Here is an 18,366-nt window from a genome sequence, read left to right on the forward strand (position 1 = left end):
CATCTCGCATCTCCTGCGGGGAAGACAGGATCAGACGAGCGCAACGGTCCACCCGCTCAGGACCCCAGCGAGGAACGTCGGCCGGTGTGTCGCGAACCGAGGCCAAGGTTGGCAGCCGCGGCACTAGACGGCGCAGCTGCCGTCCGCGCAGCCCTCGGCGGCGGGGACGGTGGTGAGCGGGTGGGTGTCGGCCCAGGCCCGCTCGAGCAACTGCAGGAGCGTCTCGGCCGGCTGCGCCCCGGAGGCGCCGTAGGTCCGGTCGACGACGAAGAAGGGGACGCCGGTCGCGCCGAGCGCCCGGGCGGTCTCGATGTCCTGGTGGATGGCGGGCAAGTACCGGCGGTCGGCCAGCGCGGCGCGCACCTCGGCCTCGTCCAGCCCCACCTCGACGGCGAGAGGCACCAGCACGTCCACGTCGAACACCGAGCGGCGCTCGGTGAAGTGGGCGTGCAGCAGCCGCTCCTTCATCGCCCCGCCCAGGCCCCGCTCGGCGGCGAGGTGGAGGAGCTGATGGGCGAGGAGCGTGTTGCCGCTGACGCCCTGGAGGAGGTCGTAGTCCAGCCCCTCGGCGGCGGCGACCTCCTCGACCCGGCGCATCTGGCCGGCCATCTCCTCGACGCTGCGGCCGTACTTGGCCGCCAACGCCGGCAGGGTCGGCTCGGTGTGCCCCTCGGGCACGCTCGGGTCGAGCTGGAAGGAACGCCAGACCACCTCGACCTGGTCGGCGTGCGGGAAGCGGGAGAGCGCCGTCTCCAGCTTGCGCTTGCCGATGTAGCACCACGGGCACACGACGTCGGACCACACCTCGACCTGCATGCCTCCCACAACCCGCGGCCGGCCGGAGACATTCCGGCTGGTCAGCGAGCAGCAGTGTCAGGAGGCGGCCTCGACCGCCGGCACGTGCTCGTGGCCGATGCGGATGATCTCGGCCAGCCGCGCACGGGCCCGGGTGAGCTCGGCGATCTGCCGGTCGATGCCGTCCCGCTGCTCGACCAGCCGGGCCATCATCGCCGGCGTGGCGCGGCCGGTGTGCACGCACGGCAGCAACTCGAGGACGTCCTTGCTGGTCAGCCCGGCGGCGTAGAGCTGCTGGATGAAGTGCACCCGGTCCACGGCGCTCGCCGGGTACCGGCGCTGACCACTGGGGCTGCGCTCGGCCTCCAGCAGCCCCTGCTCCTCGTAGTAGCGCAGCGCCCGCACGCTCACACCGGCCGCCGCAGCGACCTCACCGATCCGCACAGGTCCTCCCGGTGGCCCAGATCACCCTTGCCTCTGACGTCAACGTCAGGTCCTAGCGTCCGCTCCGCCACCTCGCAGAGCAAGCCCCCTCCCCGAGCAAGGAGAACGCCATGGACATCACCGGATCCGTCGCCCTCGTCACCGGCGCCAACCGCGGCCTCGGCCGCCACTTCGCCCAGCAGCTGCTCGAGCGCGGCGCCGCGAAGGTCTACGCCACCTCCCGCCGCCCCGAGCTCGTCGACGTCCCGGGCGTGGAGGTGCTGCGGCTGGACGTCACCGACCCGGAGTCGATCGCCGCTGCGGCAGCAGCCGCCGGCGACGTCACGCTGCTGGTGAACAACGCCGGCCTCACGACCCGGGCCGACCTCGTCACCGGCGAGCTGGCCGACGTCCGGCTGGAGATGGAGACGCACTTCTTCGGCACGCTGGGCGTCATCCGGGCGTTCGCGCCGGTGCTCGCCCGCAACGGCGGGGGCGCGATCGCCAACGTGCTCTCGGCACTCTCCTGGTTCTCCACCGCCGGCGCCAACGCCTACAGCGCCGCCAAGGCCGCGGAGTGGAGCCTGACCAACGGCGTCCGGATCGAGCTCACCGAGCAGGGCACGTCGGTCACCGGGGTCGTGCTGGGAGCCGCCGACACCGACATGATGGCCGGCTACACCGGCCCGATGAGCGACCCGGCCGACGTCGTCCGTGCCGCCCTCGACGGTGTCCAGGCCGGCGCGTGGGAGGTGCTGGTCGACGACTGGAGCCGAGGCGTCAAGGCCTCCCTGGCCGCCGACCCGCGCGAGTTCTACGGCCAGCTCGCGATCTGAGCGCAGGTCCCCTCCCGGCGGGCCGCCGGGAGGGGACCTGCTCGCCTCAGCGGACGCCGACGAGGTCGACGACGAAGACCAGGGTGGCGCCGGGCTTGATGACGCCGCCGGCGCCACGCTCGCCGTAGGCCTTGTGCGGCGGGATGGTCAGCCGGCGACGGCCGCCGACCTTCATGCCGACGATGCCCTCGTCCCAGCCCTGGATGACCATGCCGACGCCGATCCGGAACTCCAGCGGGTCCCCGCGGTCCCAGGAGGCGTCGAACTGCTCGCCGCCGTCGTGGGTGACGCCCACGTAGTGCGCACTCACCAGGCTGCCGGCGGTGGCCTCGGCGCCGTCACCGACCACCAGGTCCTCGATCACCAGGTCGGACGGGACGGGCCCGGTGGGGGGCTCGACATCGGGGCGGGTCAGCTCTGCCACAGTTGTCTCCTCGGGGTCGGCGCCAGGGCTCTCCCGGCGGGTCTCTCCCCATCCAACCCGCCCGGCCACCTGGGGGCACAGCTGGCCTCCGAGGCGGGGCCGGCCCTCCGCAGGTAGGTTGCACGCGCGGGTGGGGTCATCGGTGACCGCCTCCGAGTGCCGCCCTGCCCGGGCTGCCCGGTCTCGCAGGCGTGCTGCTGTCCTGGCTGGAGGTGTGCGTGGCCCCCGATCCGTCGTCGGCACCCGACCGCTCCGACCCCGGGGGCCTCTTCTTCGGGGGCGGCGAGGCCGGCCGGCTGATGGCAGCCCACGACTGGGCCGCGACGTCGCTGGGCCCGGTCGAGGGGTGGCCGGCGAGCCTGCGGTACGCCGTCCGGACCGTGCTGGCCTCCCGGTTCCCGATGGTGCTCACCTGGGGCCCGGGGTTCGTGCAGTTCTACAACGACGCCTACGCCCCGTTCATCGGCGCCAAGCACCCGGCGATCGGCGAGGACATCCGGCGCACCCTGGCCGAGGGCTGGGCCGCCCTGTCGGGGCCGGTGGAGCACGCGATGGCCACCCGCGAGGCCTCTTGGCTGCCCCGGCTGCCCCTGCTGCTGGAGCGCGCGGGCTACCGCGAGGAGACGTACTTCACCGTCTCCCACGCCCCGGCGTTCGGCGACGACGGGCAGGTCGCCGGGATGCACGCGGTCTGCACCGAGGTCACCGCCGAGGTGCTCGGCGAGCGGCGCCAGCAGCTGCTGCACGAGCTCTCCTGCACGCAGGCGGAACGGGGCGACGAGGAGGCTGTGCTGGCCGGCCTGTGCCGGAGCCTGGGCAGCGATCCGCTCGACGTGCCGTTCGCAGCCGTCTACCTCGACGGGGACGACGGCCTCCGGCGGGCCGGGACGGTCGGCTGTCCACCGGAGTCGCTGCCGGCGCTGGTCGCCGACCCCGCCGAGTTGCCCGGACCGGTCGCCGGGCTCGGACTGGTCGGCGGCTACTGGCAGGACCCGGTCCGGGACGCCGTCGTGTTGCCACTGGGCGGTGGAGCCGGTGAGGAGCGCATCGGTGTCCTGGTCGCCGGGGTGAGCCCGAACCGTGCACTGGACGGCGAGTACCGCACCTTCCTGGACCTGGCGGCGGGACAGTTCACCAGCGCGCTGGGCACCGCCCGGGCGTTCGAGGCCGAGCGGCGCCGAGCCGAGTCACTGGCCGAGCTGGACCGGGCGAAGACGGCGTTCTTCTCCGACGTGAGTCACGAGCTGCGCACCCCGCTCACCCTGCTGCTCGGGCCGATCAGCGACGTCCTGGCCGACACCGCCAGCCCGCTGCCCCGCGCCGCCCGCGACCAGCTGGGGCTGGCCCTGCGCAACGGGCAGCGGCTGCAACGCCTGGTCGACGACCTGATGGACGTCGCCAGCATCGAGGCCGGCCGGGCCGGGGCCGTACGCGTGCAGACCGACGTCGCCGCCTTCACCACCGAGCTGGCCGGGGTGCTGCGGGCCGCCGCCGAACGGGCCGGCCTGCGGCTGTCGGTCGACTGTCCCCCGCTGGACCGACCGGTCCACGTCGACCCGCGGATGTGGGAGAAGGTGGTGCTCAACCTGCTCGCCAACGCGGTCAAGTACACCTTCGTCGGCGGGATCGAGCTGACGCTGCGGGGCGGGGCCGATGCGGTGGTGCTCACCGTCGCCGACACGGGGATCGGCATCCCGGCCGCCGAGCTGCCGCTGGTGTTCGACCGCTTCCACCGGGTGCAGGGGTCCCTGGCCCGCAACCGGGAGGGGACCGGCATCGGCTTGGCCCTGGTCCGTGAGCTGGTCGGCCTGCACGGCGGCACCGTGACGGTGGACAGCGAGCCCGGCGCCGGGAGCACCTTCACCGTCACGATCCCCTACGGCATCCCCGATGCCCCCGCCGACCTGGAGCCCTCGGTCGCCCCCTCGGCCGCCGCGCACGGCACCGCTGCCTCCTGGAACGCCGACGTGACCCCCGACCAGCTGCCCGCCGCCCCCGCGGGCGTCACCGCCACGGTGCTGGTCGTCGACGACAACGCGGACATGCGCACCTACCTGACCCGGCTGCTGGCGCCGATCTGGCGGGTCCGCACCTGCACCAACGGCGAGGAGGCGCTGGCGGCAGTCGCCGAGCAGCAGCCCGACGTCGTCCTCACCGACGTGATGATGCCGCGCGTCGACGGCTTCGAACTGCTCCGCCGGCTGCGTGCCGACCCCGCCACCTCCACCATCCCGGTGATCATGCTGACCGCCCGGGCCGGGCAGGAGGCCGCGGTCGAGGGCTTCACGGCCGGGGTCGACGACTACCTGGCCAAGCCGTTCCAGGCCGCTGAGCTGATCGCCCGGGTGCGGGTCGCCCTGCAGCGGGGCGCCAGCGGGACCGGTCCCGTCCCGTCGGGGCAGGTTCCGGCGCTCCCGGCCGCAGCCTGGGCGGCGACGGCACCGGACGTCCGGGTGCTGGTCCCGGCCAGCCGCCCGCCGGTGCCCCCGAGGCCGGCCACCGCCCCGACCGTGCACCGGGAGCGGTGGCGGTTCCCCGCCGCCGCACAGTCGGTCCCCGCCCTGCGCCGGGCGTTGCGCCGGTTGTTCGCCACCGCCGGGCTGGACGACGACCAGGCCTACGACCTGCTGCTCGCCGCGTGCGAGGCGGCGACCAACGCCGTGGAGCACGCCCAGCAGCCGACCGAGCCGTTCGTCGACGTCACCGCCGAGGTGACGACCACGGAGGTGGTGATCACCGTCCGGGACCACGGGCAGTGGCGAGAACGGGTGCCCAGCATGGACCGCGGCCGCGGCTCCACGCTGATGAGCGCCTTCGGCGACGTCACCGCGGTCCCCGGACCGGAGGGGACCACGGTGACGATCAGGAGCGCCCGGACGCCTCCGCCGCCCCGTCCCGGCGGTCCAGGCGCCCGCTGACCTCGCCGTCCCCGTCGGGAGGAGTCTCGGCACGCGAGACCCCGGCACGCGACACCCCGGCACGTGAGGCACCACGGGGCCGGATGCGGAGGCCCCGCGGGCGCGGGTCGTCGTCCTCGTCGTCCTCGTCTCCGTGCCGACCGGCCAGGGCCACCGCCACCGCGTAGACCACGGCGGTCAGCGGAACGGCGATGATCGCCCCGGCGATCCCCCACAGGAGGCCGCCGACGGTGAGGGCGTAGACGATGCCCAGGGGGTGGAGGAAGACCGTCCGTCGCATGATCAGCGGCTGCAGGAGGTTGCCCTCGACCTGCTGCACCACCACCACCGCAGCGAGCACCCACAGCGCCTCCGTCAGCCCACCCGAGGCGAAGGCCACCACCACCGCGGCCAGCCCGGCCACGAAGGCACCGACGACCGGGATGTAGGCGCCGAGGAAGGTGAGCAGCGCCAGGGCGAAGGGCAGCGGCACGCCGATGAGCACCAGCGCCAGGCCGATGCCCAGGGCGTCGATGAGTGCGACGACCGTGGTGCCACGCAGGTACCCACCCAGGGTCTTCCAGGCACCGTTGCCGGCGTCGTCGGCGGCCGCGCGGCGGCCGGCCGGCACGACCCTGAGACACAGCCGCCAGATCCGTGCCCCGTCGTAGGCGAGCCAGAAGGCGGTGAACAGGGCGAGGACCAACGACGCCGCGACGGTGACCGCGGTGGTGGCACCGGTCACCACCATCCCCGGCCCCGATCCGCCACCGCTGGAGCCGCCGGGTGCGAGCTGGCTGATCAGCCCGTCGATGACCGCGTCGATCCGGCCCGCTGAGAGCCCGAGGGTCTCGACCAGGCCGGTGCGTACCTCGCCCAGCCCGCTGGCCAAGGTGGGGCGCAGACTGGCCCACTCCCCGGCGACCTGCCGCTGCAGGAAGTAACCGACCCCGCCCATCAGGCCGAGGAAGGCCACGAACACCAGCCAGGTGGCCGCGAGCCGCGGCAGCCTGGTCCGGTCGTCGAGCCAGGAGACGACCGGCCGCAGGAGCGCGGTGAGCAGCAGACCGGCCAGGAAGGTGAGCAGCACGGTGCCCAGCACGACGGCCAACTGCACCGCGAAGTAGACGACGGCGCCGATCGCCAGCGTCCAGACGCACCACATGCCCGCGGTCCGGACACCCCGGGGCACCCCGGGGTCAGTCGGTGCTCCCGCCCGACGGTCCGGCGACGGCCCGGCTGGTGGGTCGGCTGAGTGCTCGTTCGCGACGTCCGAGGTCACTGCTGCTCTCCTTCACCGGCGCGAGTCGTCCGGTCGATGACGCGTTCCCCCGTTGCTGAGGAGAGCGCCCCCGGGCACTGGGGGAGGCGCGCCTGGGCCTCCGCGCGGTGTCCCTGGCCTGGTCGCAGGTCGGCTCCGGGGGGCGCTTCGGCCTGCACACTGCCCCGCAGGGCCGCTCCCGACACGGGGCGGTCCTCACCGGCTCCTGACACCGGACCGGTGAGGCCGGAGGTGCGGCTCAGCTCAGCGGGCTGCGCGGCAGCATCCTGTTGCTGATGATCCGCTTCTGGATCTCGCTGGTGCCCTCGAAGATCGTGGTCAGCCGCGCGTCCCGCCAGTGCCGTTCGACCTGCCGCTCGGTGGTGTAGCCGTTGCCGCCGTGCAGCTGCATGGCCTGGTTGGTGACGCGCACCGCCATCTCGGTGGCCTGCAGCTTCACCATCGCCGCCTCCCGCTCGCACGGCACGCCCTCGTCGAGCAGGTGCGCCACCTGGCGGTAGAACGCCCGCGCCTGTTCCACCTGGGCGGCCATGTCGGCCAGCGTGAAGCGCAGTGCCTGGAAGTCGCCGATCGGGTGGCCGAACTGGGCGCGCTCCTGCAGGTAGAGCACGCAGTCCTCGACCGCGGCCCGGGCCAGGCCGACGGCGCGGGCGGCGGTGTGCACCCGGGCGGTGTTCAGGAAGGCCTGCGCCTCGCGGAAGCCGGCGCCGGAGTCGCCGCTGCTGTCGGAGCCGCCGCCCTCGCCCGGGCCGACGATCAGGTCCGCGGCCGGGATGCGGACCCCGTCGAAGGTGAGGTCCCAGGTCAGGAAGCCGTGGTAGCCGACCTTGTCGATGGCGTAGCCGGACAGCCCCGGCGGGAACGAGCCGCGCTCCTTGACCAGCAGCAGGTTCCGCAGGCCGCGGGAGCGGGACTCCCCGGGCTGCGGGTCGGCCACCCGGACCAGCACCTGGATGAAGTCGGCGGCCTTGGCGTTGCCGCACCAGCGCTTGTGCCCGGTGACCACCCACTCGTCGCCGTCGCGCACCGCGCGGGTCTGCACGTTGGCCAGGTCCGACCCGGCCTCGGGCTCCGACAGCGCCACCGCGCCGATCCAGGAGCCTCCGGCGCTGCGCCGCAGCAGCTCACGGCGTCGGTCGGGGTCGGCGACCGCCGTCCCCATGCCCTGGGACCGGGCCAGGATGCTGGCCACGCTCATCCACGCCCGGGCCAGCTCCTCGCTGACCATGCAGTACTCGAAGACGCCGAGGCCCAGCCCGCCGTCGGCCTCAGCCACCGTGAGGCCGAAGAAGCCCAGCTCACCGAGCCGCTCGAGGAGGTGCTGCGGGATCTCGCCCTTCTGCGGGTCGAGCTCGTTCGCGACCGGCAGCACCTCGTCCATGGCGAACCGGCGGGCCTGCTCCATCAGCGCGGCCCGCTGGGGCGTGTGCCACGGGGAGTGCAGGACGGGTGGCTCGGGCAGCCAGGTGTCGTCGGTCTCGGCGGGGCGGCTGGCGGTCGACGTCATCGTCGGTGCCTCCTGGGTCGGGGAGTCCGGATCGACCTACTGTCGGGTAACCACGTCCCGAACGCACCCATACGTGACCGAGGCAACACCTCCTGTCGGGTGACGGACCGGTCCGCTCAGCCTGCGGTCCGCCGGGCACGAGCCAGGTCCACGTAGTGCTCCACCACGGCAGCGTCGTCGACCGCGCCGACGTTGAGCGCCTTCTCCGGCGGGACACCCTGGAACAGGCGCTTGAGCGGGACCTCCAGCCGCTTGCCCGTCCGGGTGTGCGGCACCCCGGGGACGACGAGCACCTCGTCGGGCACGTGCCGCGGGCTGGCGTTCGCCCGGATCGCGGCCTTCATCTCGGCGACCAGCTCGTCGGTCAGCTCGGCGCCGGGGGCCAGCTGCACGAACAGCGGCATCCAGTAGCCGCCGTCGGGCTGCTCCACGCCCAGCACCACGCAGTCGACGACGGCGGGGATCGCCTCGACGGCGGCGTAGATGTCCGCGGTGCCCATCCGGACACCGCCCCGGTTGAGCGTGGAGTCCGACCGTCCGGTGATCAGGCAGGTGCCGCGCTCGGTGACCTCGAGCCAGTCCCCGTGCCGCCACACGCCGGGCCACGGCTCGAAGTAGGCCGCCCGGTACCGGCTGCCGTCCGGGTCGTCCCAGAACCGCAGCGGCATCGAGGGCATCGGCGCGGTGACCACCAGTTCCCCCAGCTCGCCGACCACCGGCCGGCCCTGTTCGTCCCAGGCAGCGGCGGCGACCCCCAGCATCGGCCGCTGCAGCTCACCGACCGTCACCGGCAGCAGCGGCGAGGTGCCGATGAAGCCGGTCGCGACGTCGGTGCCGCCGGAGGCGGATGCGAGGATCAGGTCGGAGCCGACCGCTTCGTAGACCCAGGGGTAGACCGCCGGCGGCAGCGGCGACCCGGTCGACCCGACCACCCGCACCGCCGAGAGGTCGTGGGCATCCCGGGGGCGGAGGCCGGCCTTCTGGCAGGCCGACAGGTACCCGGCGCTCGTGCCGAAGTGGGTCACGCCGACCCGCGCGGCCAGCGCGAACTGGGCGTCCAGCGTGGGGTACGCCGGGGCGCCGTCGTGCAGCACGGCGGTGGTGCCCGACAGCAGCGCCGAGACGACGACGTTCCACATCATCCAGGCGGTCGAGGTGTACCAGTAGAAGCGGTCACCCGGGCCGATGTCGTGGTGCAGCACGGCCTGCTTGCGCTGCTCGAGCACCACGCCGCCGTGGCCGTGCACGATCCCCTTGGGCAGTCCGGTGGTGCCCGAGGACCAGACGATCCAGAGCGGGGCGTCGAACGGCAGCGGCTGGAACACCGGCTCCTGCGGCTCGCCCACCGCCTCGGCCCACGGGAGTGCGCCGTCGGGCACCTCGTCCGGGTGCAGCCGGGGGACGACGACCGTCGTCCGGACGCTGGGCAGCGCAGCGCGCAGCTCGGCGACGGCCGCCCTCCGGTCGTGCGCCTTCCCGTTGAACCGGTAGCCGTCGACCGCGACCAGCACCACCGGCTCGATCTGGGCGAACCGGTCGAGCACGCTGCGGGTGCCGAAGTCCGGGGCGACCGACGACCACACCGCCCCGACCGCGGCCGCGCCGAGGAAGGCGACGACCGCCTCGGGCACGTGCGGCAGGTAGCCGACGACCCGGTCGCCGCGCTGCACGTCGAGCCGACGGAGCGTGGCGGCGAAGGCGCCGACCTGGCGGCGCAGGGTGGCCCAGGAGACCTCGACGGGATCGGCGTCCTCCGCGACGGCGATGAGCGCGGGGTGCTCGGTGGAGCCGTGGCGGAGGGCCTGCTCGGCGTAGTTGAGCGTCGTGCCGGGGAACCACTCTGCACCGGGCATCTCGCGCCGGGTGAGCACCCGGTCGTCGGGGACGTCGGGCAGCACGTCGGTCCAGGTGGCGACGTCGGCCCAGAACTGGTCGAGGTGCTCCACCGACCAGCGCCACAGCGCGTCGTAGTCCGGCGGGCTGCCGAGGTCGAGCCCGCGTCGCCCGGCGACCCAGGCGGCGAACCGCCCGGCCTGGCTGGCGGCCATCGACTCCGGCGTCGGGGACCAGAGGATCTCCGGCCCAGCTGTGTCAGCGCTCACGTCCGGAGCCTGCCAGTCCCAGGCCCCGCCGTCAGCACTCGCCGGGTGCCGGTCCCGTCCCGCGCGGGCGTCCCCGGCTCACGAACCCAGGCCCGGCGGCCGTGCCCAGCTCCCGCCGGGGACTCCGGGCCGGTGGAACGCCGGTCAGCTGCTCGACAACCCACCGACATGCCCGACGACCTCCCCCCGCTCCGTCACGACGCGCCGTCGGACCGCAGGATGCGGGGCTGACCGGGAGCATCAGCGCCTTGCCGCCGCCACCGGGCGGGACGAGGGTCCGCCTGGTCCGGAGGGCCGAGTGCCCCTCCGCCGGTGCACCCGGAGGTCCGACATCGCCGTCTACCTGTACCGCTGCCCCGACCACGGCCCGACCGAGACCCGTTGCGCGATGGGCGCCGCTCCCGCCGCGGTCGAGTGCCCGGCCTGCGGCTCGACCGCGGCTCGCGTGTTCACCGCACCCCGCCTCTCGTTCGGGTCCCCGGTGCGCCGTGCCCTGATCGAACGCACGGAGCGCACCCGCGACCAGCCCGACGTGGTCTCCGCGCCGCCCCGGCGGCCGGGCCCGGCCCGGCGGGCCGACGTGCTGAGCAACCCGGCCCTGAGCCGGCTGCCCCGCCCCTGAGGCCGGGCCTTCCGCAGGGACCGACGGGGAAACCGATCGACTGCACGGAGGGGAGGAACCGAGATGGCCAGCGTCGGTCTGCTGTACGTCGGAGCGGTCCTGATCGTGAACGGCCTGATGCTGCTGGGCCGGGTGGACGGCCGGGCGGCCGCGCCGCTGAACTTCTTCGTCGGCGCGCTGCAGGTGTTCACGCCCACCTACCTGATCGTCACCTCCGGCGGCGACCCGGACGTGGTCCTCGGCGCCTCCGGGCTCTACCTGTTCGGCTTCACCTACCTGTACGTGGGCCTGAACCTGACCCGCGGCCTGGACGGCACCGGGCTCGGCTGGTTCTCCGCCTTCGTGGCGGCCTGCGCCGTGGTCTACGCGGGGCTGAACTTCGGTCGGCTCGACGACCCGGCCTTCGGGGTGATCTGGCTGTACTGGGCGGTGCTCTGGGCGCTGTTCTTCCTGGTGCTCGGGTTGAAGCGGGAGGAGCTCACCCGGTTCACCGGGCTGGTCGCCGTCGTCGCCGGGGTGGTCACCTGCGCCGTCCCCGCGTTCCTGCTGATGACCGGCGTGTGGGCGGAGAACGTGACGACGGCGGCGATCGTGCTCGCCGTCGTCCTGCTGCTCTCCCTGGCCGCGTTCCCCGCCTTCCGCGACCGGCGCAGCACCCGGGTGCACGACAACGTCGTGCAGGAACAGCCCGTGGAGCACCCCGCGCCGGCCCACCGGCGGAGGTGAGGCCCGCCCCCACGCCACCGGCCGACCGCCCCGCAGCCAGACCCGAGCCCAGGAGCCACTCCATGCCCGAGCGCCTGTTCCCCCTCGACTCCAGCAAGCCGTTCACCGAGCAGCAGCACCTCGGCCACAACCGGTGGCACCCCGACATCCCGGCCCAGGTGACCGTCCGCCCCGGGGACACCTTCCGGGTCGACTGCCGCGAGTGGTTCGACGGGGCCATCCACAACGACGACTCCGCCGACGACATCCGGGACGCGCCGCTGTCCACGGTGCACGTGCTCAGCGGGCCCTTCGCCGTGGAGGGCGCCGAGCCCGGTGACCTGCTGATCGTCGACATCCTCGACGTGGGGCCCATCCCCCAGGAGGACTCCGGCCCGCTGGCCGGGCAGGGCTGGGGGTACACCGGGATCTTCGCCAGGCAGAACGGCGGCGGCTTCCTCACCGACCAGTTTCCGGACGCGTACAAGGTGATCTGGGACTTCTCCGGGCAGACGGCGACCTCGCGGCACGTCCCGCACGTCTCGTTCACCGGCATCGTGCACCCGGGCCTGATGGGCACCGCGCCGTCGGCGGAGCTGCTGGCCCGCTGGAACCGCCGCGAGGGCGCCCTGATCGCCACCGACCCCGACCGGGTGCCGCCGCTGGCCCTGCCTCCCCTGCCACAGGACGCCATCCTCTCCGGCCTGACGGGCGCGGAGTACGACCGCGTCGCCGGCGAGGCCGCCCGCACCGCGCCGCCCCGGGAGAACGGCGGCAACCAGGACATCAAGAACCTGACCAAGGGCAGCCGGGTCTTCTACCCGGTGTTCGTGCCCGGGGCGAAGCTGTCGCTCGGTGACCTGCACTTCTCCCAGGGCGACGGCGAGATCACCTTCTGCGGCGCCATCGAGATGGGCGGCTTCATCGACCTGCACGTCGACCTGATCAAGGGCGGCATGGAGACCTACGGGGTCAGCGAGAACGCCATCTTCATGCCGGGCAACGTCGACCCCCGGTACGAGCGGTGGCTGGCCTTCTCCGGGACGTCGGTGACGCTGGACGACGAGCAGCGCTACCTGGACTCGCACCTGTCCTACCAGCGGGCCTGCCTGCACGCGATCGACTACCTGACGACGTTCGGCTGGTCGCCCGAGCAGGCCTACATGATCCTCGGCGCCGCGCCGATCGAGGGCCGACTGTCCGGGGTCGTCGACATCCCCAACTCCTGCTCCACCGTCTACCTCCCCACCGGCATCTTCGACATCGACGTCACCCCCTCGGCGTCCGGACCGACGCGGATCGACCCCGGCATGGGCGTCCCCCGGTCGAGCTTCTGACCGCACCCACAGCCCACCCCGACCCGAGGAGCCCCCCGTGCCCGAAGTGATCTTCGAGATCAACCGCGACCTGAGCGTGTCGATGCGCGACCAGACGGTGCCCGGCCACAACCGGTGGCACCCCGACATCCCGCCCGCCAACACCGTGGCCCCCGGCGGGACCTACCGGATCGAGTGCAAGGACTGGACCGACGACCAGGTCCGCAACACCGACGACGCCGACGACATCCGCGACATGAACATCGACCCGTGCCACATGCTCAGCGGGCCGTTCGCCATCGAGGGCGCCGAACCCGGTGACCTGCTCGTCGTCGACATCGTGGACATCGGCCCCTTCCAGGAGCAGGAGTGGGGCTACACCGGGATCTTCGCCAAGGAGAACGGCGGCGGCTTCCTCACCGACTACTCACCCCAGGCGTCCAAGGCGATCTGGGACCTGGACGGCATCTGGACCAGCAGCCGGCACGTGCCCGGCGTCCGGTTCATCGGCAACTCCCACCCCGGCCTCTTCGGCTGCGCCCCCTCGCCCGACCTGCTGGCGGAGTGGAACCGGCGGGAGCAGGCGCTGATCGACCAGAACCCGGACCGGGTCACCGGTGACGTCCCGGCACACGACGGCGACGTCCCCGGCGCGCCGCAGGTGCCGGCGCTGGCCCTGCCCCCACTGGCCAAGGACGCGCTGCTGGGGACGCTCAGCGGGGCGGACCTGGACCGGGCGGCCGCCGAGGCCTGCCGGACCATCCCGCCGCGCGAGCACGGCGGCAACGTCGACATCAAGGACCTCGGCGTCGGCACCCGGGTCTACATGCCGGTGTACGTGCCCGGGGGGAATTTCTCCATCGGTGACCTGCACTTCGCCCAGGGGGACGGCGAGATCACCTTCTGCGGGGCGATCGAGATGCCCGGCTTCATCGACCTGCACTTCGACCTGATCAAGGGCGGGATGGACCGCCACAGGCAGTCCATGCCGTTCTTCAAGCCGGGCCGGGTGGGCCCGAACTACTCGGAGTTCCTCACCTTCGAGGGGATCAGCGTCGAGGACGGCCGCAACTACTACATGAACGCGACGGTCGCCTACCGCCAGGCCTGCCTCAACGCCATCAACTACCTGATGCCGGCCATGGGCTGGACCTTCGAGCAGGCGTACCTGTTCCTCGGGGCGGCACCGATCGACGGCCGGATCGGCGGGGTGGTCGACATCCCGAACAGCGCGGTCTCGATCAGCATCCCGCTGTCGATCTTCGACCGGAACATCCTGCCCGACGGTGGCGGCGGCCGGGACCTGACGGCCGACTGACCCTGGTGCGGGGCGGGCTCGGCCCGCCCCGCACCACCTTCCCCCCGAGAGGAGCACCGCGTTGCCGCTGTACGAGTTCCGCTGCCCCGGGTGCGGCCCGTTCGACCTGCACCGCGAGATGCGCGACGCCGCCGCGGCGGCGTCGTGCCCGGCCTGCGACCAGCCGGCGCAGCGCCGCTACCGCGTGGGGGTCGGGCGCCCTCCCGCCGGCGCACTGCGCGACGCCGGCCGCGCCGACCGCGCCCGCGCGGACCGGGCCCACAGTGGCGAACCGGTGGTCACCGGCCCACCCACGGGACGCCGCCTGCCCGGCGGCACGGCCCACCGGCACTGACCCGGCAGCGGGACCACCCGACCCCGGCTACGGTCCACAGCACCGGCACCAGCACCGCTCCGGACGGAGGGCCATGCCGCTCGTCTCCCGACTCTCGACCACCCCGGTCAAGGGCACCGCCCTGCACGGTCCGCGGACCGTCACGGTCACCCGGAACGGGGTGCCGGAGAACCGGCGGTTCCACCTGGTCGACGCCCGACGGCGGCTGTTCAACGGCAAGCAGCACGGCCCGCTCGTGCAGCTCACCGCCGAGTTCGACCCCGGCGACGGACGGCTCCGGCTGCTCTTCCCCGACCGGCCGCCCGTGGCGGGCCGGACCACCGAGCTCGGCGAGGCGGTCCGCACGGACTTCTACGGGCGCGCCGTCGCCGGGCACCTCGTCGAGGGACCGTGGTCGGCCGCGCTCAGCGACTTCGTCGGGCAGGAGGTGCACCTGGTCGCGGTCGACCGGCCCGGTGACGCGGTCGACGTCCACCCGGTCACGCTCATCTCCGCCGCGACGCTGGAGCACCTGCGCCGGGTCACCCCCGACGGGGAGCGGCTGGACCACCGCCGGTTCCGGATGCTCGTGGAGGTGGACGGCTGCGACGTCCACGAGGAGGACACCTGGGCCGGCCGGCGCGTGCGCATCGGCGGCGCCACCGTCCAGGTGGTCGGACCGGTGCCGCGCTGCGTCGTCACCAACGAGAACCCCGAGAGCGGAGTGGTCGACTTCGGCACGCTCAAGGCGATCGTGCGTTACCGCGGCGAGCTCGCGACCGACCTCAGCACGCCCGTGGCGCACCTGCCGGACAACGGCGCGGTGATCCTCGGCATGTACGCCACGGTCGAGCAGCCCGGCGAGATCGCCCTCGGCGACCCGGTCGAGCTCGTCGACGAGACCGCCGTCCAGCCCGCCTGACCCGTCCGTCCCCCGACCCGAGGAGCACCGATGCCACGGCCCACCGACCACGAGCTCTTCGACCTGGGGGACGTCGTCCTGCAGGGCGGCGCGACCCTGCGCGGAGCCCAGCTCGCCTACAAGACGTACGGCACGCTCAACGCCGAGAAGTCCAACGTGATCGTCCACCCCACCTGGTACAGCGCCTGGCACGACGCCAACGAGTGGTCGGTCGGGCCGGGCCTGGCCTGCGACCCCGACGAGTACTTCATCGTGATGCCCAACCAGCTGAACAACGGCCTGTCGACGTCGCCGAGCAACACCCCGCCGCCCTACGACGGGCCGAACTTCCCGCACGTCACGTTCCACGACCAGGTCGAGGTCCAGCACCGGCTGCTCACCCAGCAGTGGGGCATCGAGTCGGTGGAGCTGGTGCTCGGGTCGTCCATGGGCGCCGGCCAGACCTACCAGTGGGCGGTCAGCCACCCCGAGATGGTGAAGCGGGCGGCGCCCATCGTCGGGTCGGCGATCACCAGCGAGCACAACCAGGTGTTCCTGAAGAGCCTGCGGGCAGCTCTCACCCTCGACCCGGCGTTCGCGGGCGGGCGCTACCGGCCGGATGCGCTGCCCACCGCCGGCCTGCGGGCCTTCGCCCGGATCTACGCCGGCTGGGGCCTCTCCCAGGCCTTCTACTGGCAGCGGGAGTACCGCAACCTGGGCTTCTCCTCCCTCGAGGACTTCCTCGTCGGGTTCTGGGAGGGCTTCTGGCTCGACGACCGGGACCCCAACGACCTGCTGGGGATGCTGTGGACCTGGGAGCACGGCGACGTCGGGAGGACCCCGGGCTTCGACGACGACACCGAGGCGGCGCTGCGCTCGATCCGCTGCCCCCTGGTGGCCATGCCGGCGAGGACCGACCTGTACTTCCCGCCGGAGGACGAGGAGTGGGCCTCGCAGTTCATCGAGAACGGTGAGGTCCGGGTCATCCCGACGATCTACGGCCACTTCGCCGGCCTGGGGCAGCACCCGGCGGACAACGAGTTCATCGACCGGGAGCTGAAGGAGCTGCTGGCCCGCCCGGCCTGACCGGGTGGGCCGGGCTCAGAGCTCCTCGGCCGGGTGCGGGTCGTTCACCGAGGGCTCGTCGGCGAACAGCGGGGGCAGGTACCGCAGCATCAGCACCGACCAGGTGGCGTGGGTGAGCATCGGCGCCTGGATGCCGCCGGTGACCCGCCGCTGCAGGGCGAACAGCAGGCCCATCGGCACCGAGGCCAGCACCAGCGCCGGGTTGCGGGTCGCGACGGTGGCCAGCGTGTAGACGGCGGAGGACTTGAGCACCGGGTGGTGGACGCCGGCCGCCGCGTACAGCGCCCCGCGGAAGAAGACCTCCTCGGCGAGGCCGTTGGCCAGCGTGGTCGTGAGCACCAGCGGCGGCGAGCCCTGCTGGGCGTACCGCAGCACCCGGGACACCGCGGCGTCCAGCGGCGGGATGGTCCTGGCCACCAGCGCGGCGCCGTAGAACCCCGCGAAGGCCGCCGCCCCGGCCACGACCGGCGTGAGCAGCGGGCGACGCAACGTGGCCTTCGGGGTCTGCACCCAGCCCAGGTGCAGCGGCCCGGAGGCGAGGCCCCCGGCCACCCAGGTGCCCGCCACGCCCATCGTGAGCGCGTAGAACGACGTCGAGCCCGGCTTCTGCGACAGCGACACCCCGAGCAGCCCGGCGCCGGCCAGCGAGACCCCGGCGGTCACCCGGCGCCGGCGACGGAAGGCCTCGTCGGACTCGCGGTGGTCGCGCGGCACCTTGTCCACCAGCCAGGACGGCGCCCGGCGCAGCAGCCGGGCCAGCCGGGCGTCGGACAGCAGCGCCTGGCCCGGCCGCCGCGTGGTGCGGGTCATCCCGCCAGTCCCGTGGTGGCTGCCCGGGCCTCCCGGCGAGCGCGGGCCCGCTCACCCAGCGCGGTGAGCACCGCCTCGTCGTAGGTCATCGGCTCGAACGGGACCACCCGGCGGATCGAGTCGTCCTTCACCACCACCTCGTTGGTCATCGAGTCGATCAGCGACCGGCCGGTCTGCACGTCGACGTCGGTGACCAGCGACAGCCAGTAGGAGGAGAGCTTCGGGCTCAGCAGCGGAACCGGGACGATCAGCAGCCGGCGGCCCTGGATCTCCGCCACCCGAGTGAGCATCTCCAGGTACTCGAGCACCTCGGGGCCGCCGACGTCGAACGCCCGCCCCTCGGCCTCCGGGGCCTCCAACACCCCGACCAGGTACCGGACGACGTCGGCGACCGCGATCGGCTGGGTGTGGGTGTGCACCCAGCGCGGGGTGACCATCGCCGGCAGGTGGGCGACGAGCTGGCGGGTCATCTCCCAGGAGACCCCGCCGTGGCCGACCACGATCCCGGCCCGCAGGGCGGTGACCGGCACGCCCGTCTCGCCCAGCAACCGCTCGACCTGGCGGCGGCTGCGCAGGTGGGCGGAGAGATCGTCGGAGTCGTTGCCGAGCCCGCCGAGGTACACGATCCGACGGACCCCGGCGTCGGCCGCGGCCCGGGCGAAGGAGCGGGCGGCCGCGGCGTCCTTCTCCTGGAAGTCGGGGGAGTCCAGCGAGTGGACCAGGTAGTACGCGGCCTCGCAGTCGGCGAGCGCGGCGCGCAGCGACGCCTCGTCGCCGACGTCCCCCGGCACCGGCGTGCCGGCGCCGGAGTAGGTGTCCGGGTGCCGGGTCATCGCCCGGACCTCGTGCCCGGCCTCCTCCAGAGCAGGCGCCAGCCTGCTGCCGACGAACCCCGACGCCCCGGTGACCAGGTCGTTGCCCAGCTCGCGCTGCATCTCCAGGAACTCGGCGGAGACCACGGCACAGACCGTGTGGCTGCCCAGGTCGGCCGGCCCGGTGCGGCAGGACCCGTCCCGGGTGAAGCCGGTC

General features: G+C 73.5%; 17 protein-coding genes. 9 read left to right on the top strand and 8 right to left on the bottom strand.

What is annotated here, in order from left to right; genetic code table 11:
• Positions 1-123: 123 nt before the first annotated feature.
• Both G5C62_RS17695 and G5C62_RS17700 read right to left on the bottom strand, forming a co-directional pair.
• Positions 124-816: a DsbA family oxidoreductase gene (locus G5C62_RS17695; RefSeq protein ID WP_164702059.1), complete on the bottom strand. Its 693-nt coding sequence runs from the start codon at positions 814-816 to the stop codon at positions 124-126.
• 57 nt (positions 817-873) lie between these two features.
• Complete coding sequence (locus G5C62_RS17700) at positions 874-1,239, bottom strand: MerR family transcriptional regulator (protein ID WP_164702060.1); 366 nt, start codon at positions 1,237-1,239, stop codon at positions 874-876.
• A gap of 110 nt (positions 1,240-1,349) precedes the next feature.
• On the opposite strand from G5C62_RS17700, the gene G5C62_RS17705 reads away from it, so the two are divergent.
• On the top strand, positions 1,350-2,054 hold the full coding sequence (locus G5C62_RS17705) for an SDR family oxidoreductase (RefSeq protein ID WP_164702061.1): 705 nt from the start codon (positions 1,350-1,352) through the stop codon (positions 2,052-2,054).
• Between the two features lie 46 nt (positions 2,055-2,100).
• Here the strand turns inward: G5C62_RS17705 and G5C62_RS17710 are convergent, their stop codons facing one another.
• Positions 2,101-2,478 carry an FKBP-type peptidyl-prolyl cis-trans isomerase gene (locus G5C62_RS17710; protein ID WP_164702062.1) on the bottom strand — a complete coding sequence of 126 codons (378 nt, stop codon included), beginning with the start codon at positions 2,476-2,478 and terminating at the stop codon, positions 2,101-2,103.
• Between the two features lie 191 nt (positions 2,479-2,669).
• Here G5C62_RS17710 and G5C62_RS17715 point away from each other — a divergent pair, with 191 nt between their 5' ends.
• Positions 2,670-5,396, top strand: coding sequence for an ATP-binding protein (locus G5C62_RS17715; RefSeq protein ID WP_241175965.1), 2,727 nt, complete (start codon positions 2,670-2,672; stop codon positions 5,394-5,396).
• Here G5C62_RS17715 and G5C62_RS17720 read toward each other — a convergent pair.
• From G5C62_RS17720 to G5C62_RS17730, 3 genes are all read right to left on the bottom strand, one after another.
• Positions 5,341-6,540, bottom strand: a complete 1,200-nt coding sequence (locus G5C62_RS17720) for an AI-2E family transporter (RefSeq protein WP_164702063.1) — start codon at positions 6,538-6,540, stop codon at positions 5,341-5,343. The two genes, G5C62_RS17715 and G5C62_RS17720, sit on opposite strands and share 56 nt — an antisense overlap.
• Positions 6,541-6,895: 355 nt before the next feature.
• Positions 6,896-8,164 (bottom strand): acyl-CoA dehydrogenase family protein, encoded by a 1,269-nt coding sequence (locus G5C62_RS17725; protein ID WP_164702064.1) that lies wholly within the window; start codon positions 8,162-8,164, stop codon positions 6,896-6,898.
• A gap of 116 nt (positions 8,165-8,280) precedes the next feature.
• Positions 8,281-10,266 carry an acetoacetate--CoA ligase gene (locus tag G5C62_RS17730; protein ID WP_164702065.1) on the bottom strand — a complete coding sequence of 662 codons (1,986 nt, stop codon included), beginning with the start codon at positions 10,264-10,266 and terminating at the stop codon, positions 8,281-8,283.
• 298 nt (positions 10,267-10,564) lie between these two features.
• Between G5C62_RS17730 and G5C62_RS17735 the strand changes: the two genes are divergently transcribed.
• The 7 genes from G5C62_RS17735 (at position 10,565) to G5C62_RS17765 (ending at position 16,527) form a co-directional block, all read left to right on the top strand.
• Positions 10,565-10,888, top strand: a complete 324-nt coding sequence (locus G5C62_RS17735; protein ID WP_241175966.1) for an FmdB family zinc ribbon protein — start codon at positions 10,565-10,567, stop codon at positions 10,886-10,888.
• Between the two features lie 63 nt (positions 10,889-10,951).
• A complete protein-coding gene (locus G5C62_RS17740) occupies positions 10,952-11,614 on the top strand; it encodes an AmiS/UreI family transporter (RefSeq protein ID WP_164702066.1) in 663 nt (220 codons plus the stop codon).
• 62 nt (positions 11,615-11,676) lie between these two features.
• Positions 11,677-12,930 carry a formamidase gene (fmdA, locus tag G5C62_RS17745; RefSeq protein ID WP_036335856.1) on the top strand — a complete coding sequence of 418 codons (1,254 nt, stop codon included), beginning with the start codon at positions 11,677-11,679 and terminating at the stop codon, positions 12,928-12,930.
• Positions 12,931-12,967: 37 nt separating this feature from the next.
• Entirely contained in the window at positions 12,968-14,227 is a 1,260-nt protein-coding gene (gene fmdA / locus G5C62_RS17750; protein WP_164702067.1) for a formamidase, read from the top strand.
• Positions 14,228-14,288: 61 nt separating this feature from the next.
• Positions 14,289-14,561 (top strand): FmdB family zinc ribbon protein, encoded by a 273-nt coding sequence (locus tag G5C62_RS17755; RefSeq protein ID WP_164702068.1) that lies wholly within the window; start codon positions 14,289-14,291, stop codon positions 14,559-14,561.
• A 73-nt stretch (positions 14,562-14,634) separates the two neighbouring features.
• Positions 14,635-15,462: an MOSC domain-containing protein gene (locus tag G5C62_RS17760; RefSeq protein ID WP_164702069.1), complete on the top strand. Its 828-nt coding sequence runs from the start codon at positions 14,635-14,637 to the stop codon at positions 15,460-15,462.
• 30 nt (positions 15,463-15,492) lie between these two features.
• Positions 15,493-16,527, top strand: a complete 1,035-nt coding sequence (locus G5C62_RS17765) for an alpha/beta fold hydrolase (protein ID WP_164702070.1) — start codon at positions 15,493-15,495, stop codon at positions 16,525-16,527.
• A gap of 15 nt (positions 16,528-16,542) precedes the next feature.
• Here G5C62_RS17765 and G5C62_RS17770 read toward each other — a convergent pair whose 3' ends face one another.
• Both G5C62_RS17770 and G5C62_RS17775 read right to left on the bottom strand, forming a co-directional pair.
• Positions 16,543-17,337, bottom strand: coding sequence for a CPBP family intramembrane glutamic endopeptidase (locus tag G5C62_RS17770; protein ID WP_164702071.1), 795 nt, complete (start codon positions 17,335-17,337; stop codon positions 16,543-16,545).
• A partial coding sequence (locus G5C62_RS17775) for a DUF2237 family protein (protein WP_206330704.1) occupies positions 17,334-18,366 on the bottom strand: 1,033 nt, incomplete at its 5' end. The genes G5C62_RS17775 and G5C62_RS17770, both read right to left, overlap by 4 nt.

Source organism: Modestobacter sp. KNN46-3 (assembly GCF_011039295.1).